Below are 4,439 nucleotides of genomic sequence, written 5' to 3'. Positions count from 1 at the left end.
GCCGGGGTTGGTGGTGCCGCGACGACGGGCGCCTGCTGCGCGGGCGGCTCCGACGGCTTCGGCGTACAGGCGGTGACTCCAGCGGCGGACAGCACCGCGAGCCATGCGAGGTTTCTTCGTCCCAGCCCCATCACGTGACGCTCCTTGTGCTCGTGAAAAAAGAAGGGGACGCGGGGCGTTGGCGCCCGCGTCCCCCGGTCAACGGACCTGCGTCACCTTACGGCAGCGACGGGGTGTTTTCCGCGAAGTATTCGTGGCTGTCCGCGTTGGCGCGCGCCTTGGTGGGGTTGGACTTCGCCAGGGCCTTGGCCGCGGTCTGGCCGTAGGCGTTGTCGGCCGTGCCGGCCACGACGGTGAAGTGGCTCATCTCGTGGACCAGCGTGCCGGCGCGCGAGTCCGTGCCCGTGTTGGGCGCGCTCCAGAAGGCGCCGCACACGTAGATCTTGTACGGCGCGTTCGAGTACACGTAGGCGTACGTGCCGCTCTCGTTGCAGCTGCAGTCCACCACGACGGCCGCGGAGTCGAACGCGGACTTGATCTTGGTGAAGTGCGTCTTGATGGTGCCCCAGTTGGTGCTGGAGTACGTGCCGAACCACGTGGTGTAGCGCGTGGTCGCGGACGGCGTCGCGCTCAGGTACGTGACGGCGTTGTTGGAGTAGGTCTTCGCGCTGTTGAACGCGGTGGAGATGGAGGTCTGCTCGGAGCTGGTGCAGGCCCCGGAGTACGCCAGGCTCTCACCCGTCACCTGGCCCATCGCCTCCGCCACATCGCGGCTGTTGCGGCGGCCTTCGATGAAGAGGCTGACCTCGTTGGAGGACAGCGCCGTCACGCTCGAGCGCGACTCCAGCTCGTAGCGGATGGAGTAGGTGCCCGTCTGGGACAGGTCATACGCGTCGGAGACCACGACCGGGCCGGAGATGCTCTGGCCGGGGGCGATGGTGATGAGGTCCTCGGGGCGGCCCAGCACGCGCTTGTAGTGCGCGCCGGTGTAGGCCACGGACTGGCCATCGTGCAGCACGGACAGGCGGCCCTCGTTGAGGCCCGCGCCCGGCGCCTCCCACTTGTACAGGCTCACCGGCGTGGAGGAGGTGTTGGTCAGCGTCACCTGCACCGTCACCGTCTCGCTCGCCGCCATGGACGCCTTGGCGACGGACACGGTCGCCGTCAGCTCACCCTGGGCCTGCTCGGTGGCCTCGGGCTGCGAGGTGTCACCATCAACCGGGGCGCCGCAGGCACCCAGCAGGGAAACGCCAACCGCCGTGCCCACCAGCCACTTGAAACCGCGAAGGCTCTTGCTCACGAGGAACGTCCTTTCAAAGAAAACGACGCAGCGAACACCAGGGGGAATGCCCGGGTCCTCACACTTATAGGGGAAGACGGGCTCCCTGATGATGGCACGAAATACTGTGAAATAAACGCCTCCCCACTATTCCGTTTCTCGTCGCGGTGCGGCCCGGGGTGGCGTGGGGCGTTAGGCTTCGTGCGGCACGAGGCGTTGTTTCGCGGCCGAAGGAATGGGGTGTCGGACGATGCGCGCGGTGGTGTTCGAACATGAGGAACACGAGGGCCCGGGGCTCTTGGGGCCCGCGCTGGAGGCGGCGGGTTTCACCCTGGTGCGAAGGTTCCGGACGGTGCGGAGGGAAGACGTGGATGCACCGCTGGTGGTGGTGATGGGCGGACCCATGGGCGTGTACGAGGCGGACGCCCATCCGTTCCTGAAGGATGAGCTGGCGTTGCTGGGCGAGCGGCTGGCGAGTGAACGCGCGTGCGTGGGCGTGTGCCTGGGCGCGCAGCTGCTGGCGGCGGCGGCGGGGCCCAGGTGTCGCCGGGCAAGAACGGCTTCGAGGTGGGGGTGGGGCCGGTGCGCTGGACGCAGGACGCGCTGAAGGACCCGGTGGTGGCGGGGGCGAAGGCGCGCACGGCGGTGGCCCACTGGCACGGGGACACGTACACGCCGGTGCCGGGCGCGACGCTGCTTGCGTCCACGGATCGCTACACGCAGCAGGCGTTCCGGTTGGGGAGGTCCTACGGCTTCCAGTTCCACCTGGAGCTGACGGCGAAGGAGCTGGGGCGCTGGTTGGAGCTGGGCGCGGAGGACCTGAGCACTCGCGGCAAGGACCTGGAGGAGCTGAAGGCGCAGCTTCCCAAGCTGAAGGCCGCGGAGGCGGAGAACACGCAGCTCTTGCAGCGGCTGGCGCACGAGCTGGCGAAGGGACTGCGCGCGCCATGAAGCTGACCCGCCTGCACGTCCACCACTACCGCGAGCTGGCGCCGGACACGGTGCTGACGTTCGGCCCCGCGCTCAACGTGGTGGTGGGGGGGATGGGCAGCGGTCGCACGACGCTCCTGGAGCTGGTGTCCACGGTGGTGTGCTCGGACTTCTCCGGGCTTCTGCGCGAGCCGTTCGCGTTGGACTACGCGCTGCGCTTCGACGGGCTGACGGTGGAGGTGGCCGTGCGCAACGAGCCGCCCGCCGCGCTGCCCGCGACGACGGGCGCGGAGGAGGGGCCAGGAGAGGCGCTGGCACTGCCTCCCGCGGGGCTTGCGCATGGGCTGATGCCCTCCATCGTGGCGACGGTGCGCTGGGACGCGGCGGAGGACGTGCGGCTGGTGATGCGCGCGAGCGCCACGGGCTTCGCATGCGAGGTGGACGGCGCGGCCGGCTTCTCCAGGCGCATGCACTGGTCGGTGTTGGATCGCTCCGTGTGGACGCTGCTCTTCATGGCCGCGCAGTACCTGGAGCGCGGCGTGAAGGACCGGCTGAAGGAGCTGCTGCGCCGCACGTTCCTGCTGGCGCCGCCGCGCTTCGATGAGGCGTTGGGGATGTTCGAGCGCATTGGCGCCATCCGCTACGCGATGGAGCGGCGGGGCGAGGACCTGTTTCCCCTGGGGCTCATGGCCCTGCCCACGTGGATGCCCGGGTGGCTGCGCGAGCAGGTGGAGCACGAGCCGCTGCCCCCGACGCTGATGTTCCGCCACGAAACGCTGCCGCGAAGCTTCCTCGCGCGCTTCGTGGCGCTGGCGGGCTTCGCGTCCGGCACGCTCACGGTGGACGTGACGGAGACGACGCCCCTGTCGCAGGGCGGGCGGCTGGGCTTCAGCGGCTTCCGCTTCGCGTTCGTGCGGAAGGACGGCGCGCCGGTGGCCCAGGAGCAGTTGGGGTACGGCCAGCGGCGGCTGTTGTCCTTCCTCTACTACCTGGACGTGCACGATGCGTTCGTCATCGCGGATGAGCTGCCGGACGGGCTGCACCCGGATCTGGTGGAGGCGTGCGTGAAGGACGTGGGCGAACGTCAGGCGTTCCTCACCAGCCAGAACCCCGTGCTGTTCGAACACCTGTCCTTCCGCGACGCGGAAGACGTCCGCACGTCGCTCATCCGGTGCGAGGGCGGCACGGGGCGCGGGGCCTGGCGCTGGACGCAGCCGTCGCCGGAGCTGGCGGTGCGCCTGTTCGACGCGTACCGCGAGAAGGCCGCGCCGCTGGGCGCGGTGCTGCGCGCCCAGGGCTTCGGGTGAGGCTCAGCGGCCGCCGAGCAGCTCGGTGCTGAAGGAGAAGCCGGCCAGCAGGTAGGGCATGGCGCTGGTGCGGTTCTCGTGCGTGAGGTACCAGCCGGCGATGAGCAGCGCGGTGGGCTTGTTCATGAAGCCGCCCGGGCGGGTGTCGAAGGCGTACGCGACGATGGGCCCCACGCGCATGTGCTTGTTGGTGGGAAGGCTCCGGCCGGGCAGCGGATCCACGGCGCCCGAGTCGTCGTCGTAGCTGGGCCACACCGCGGAGAAGCGCGCGCCCAGCGTCCAGCGGCCGTTCATCCAGATGAGGTCCGTGTCGTTGGCGAGCACCCAGCCCTTGCCGGGCACCAGCGTGTCCAGCGTCGGATCATAGAAGGTGCCTGTCGGACTGCCGTCGCGCAGGTCCACGTTCCAGTACTCGAAGGCCACCTTCGTGCGCAGCGCCACCGACTTCACCTTCGCCTGGAGCGTGGGCTCCACGAAGAAGTGGTGGCCGGAGGTGCCGTAGGCCTGGTCGTTCGTCACGTCGCGCACGTCGTCGTCGTAGTTCTGGAATGAATCCGGGTACGACTGGACGCTGCCGAAGGTGCCGAAGAACTGGACGTACTCGTAGCCGGCGCGGAGGTTGAGCACCGCCACGGGCTGGAGCTCCACCACGGGCCCCAGCTTGAAGAACGCCGGGCTCAGCTTGAGGCTCGCCGCGGCGCTGGCGAACGTGTCGCGCAGGAGCAGCGACGGGCTGTCGAAGAGGCGCTTCTGGTAGATGAGCTTGTTCTGCGACTCGAGCCCCAGCGGGTTGTAGCGGAACACGTTGAGGGTGGTGAAGAAGAGCCGGCGCTCCGGCATCGGTGGCAGCACCGGGGGCGGCAGGTTCTCCGTCGTGGGGGGCTCGGGCTGCTGCGCGGTCGCGGGCGCGGACAGCCCCAGCA

General features: G+C 69.4%; 5 protein-coding genes. 3 read left to right on the top strand and 2 right to left on the bottom strand.

Translation table 11 applies throughout. The features are described from left to right. Positions 1 to 217 precede the first annotated feature (217 nt). Positions 218 to 1,300, bottom strand: a complete 1,083-nt coding sequence (locus tag D7Y13_RS39085; RefSeq protein ID WP_120586188.1) for a M35 family metalloendopeptidase — start codon at positions 1,298 to 1,300, stop codon at positions 218 to 220. 229 nt (positions 1,301 to 1,529) lie between these two features. Here D7Y13_RS39085 and D7Y13_RS49630 point away from each other — a divergent pair, with 229 nt between their 5' ends. From D7Y13_RS49630 to D7Y13_RS39075, 3 genes are read left to right on the top strand one after another with little or no spacing between them, the layout of a single operon-like run. Further along, on the top strand, positions 1,530 to 1,886 hold the full coding sequence (locus tag D7Y13_RS49630; RefSeq protein WP_244222438.1) for a glutamine amidotransferase-related protein: 357 nt from the start codon (positions 1,530 to 1,532) through the stop codon (positions 1,884 to 1,886). Further along, positions 1,820 to 2,230, top strand: coding sequence for a type 1 glutamine amidotransferase (locus D7Y13_RS49625; RefSeq protein WP_244222437.1), 411 nt, complete (start codon positions 1,820 to 1,822; stop codon positions 2,228 to 2,230). Before D7Y13_RS49630 ends, D7Y13_RS49625 begins: the two co-directional genes overlap by 67 nt. Further along, positions 2,227 to 3,516 carry an ATP-binding protein gene (locus D7Y13_RS39075; protein WP_120586161.1) on the top strand — a complete coding sequence of 430 codons (1,290 nt, stop codon included), beginning with the start codon at positions 2,227 to 2,229 and terminating at the stop codon, positions 3,514 to 3,516. Before D7Y13_RS49625 ends, D7Y13_RS39075 begins: the two co-directional genes overlap by 4 nt. 3 nt (positions 3,517 to 3,519) lie before the next feature. Here D7Y13_RS39075 and D7Y13_RS39070 read toward each other — a convergent pair whose 3' ends face one another. Next, on the bottom strand, positions 3,520 to 4,437 hold the full coding sequence (locus D7Y13_RS39070; protein ID WP_439329254.1) for a hypothetical protein: 918 nt from the start codon (positions 4,435 to 4,437) through the stop codon (positions 3,520 to 3,522). Between the last annotated feature and the right edge of the window lie 2 nt (positions 4,438 to 4,439).

This window comes from Corallococcus praedator, from assembly GCF_003612125.1.
In the GTDB taxonomy this organism is placed as follows: Bacteria; Myxococcota; Myxococcia; order Myxococcales; family Myxococcaceae; genus Corallococcus; species Corallococcus praedator.
The sequence above is the reverse complement of the archived record's forward strand: the minus strand, read 5'-3'. Positions and strand labels throughout refer to the sequence as shown.

Excerpts from the sequence above, each read along its gene's own strand:
- D7Y13_RS39075 (WP_120586161.1), top strand. The coding sequence starts at position 2,227 with ATGAAGCTGACCCGCCTGCACGTCCACCACTACCGCGAGCTGGCGCCG.
- D7Y13_RS49630 (WP_244222438.1), top strand. The coding sequence starts at position 1,530 with ATGCGCGCGGTGGTGTTCGAACATGAGGAACACGAGGGCCCGGGGCTC.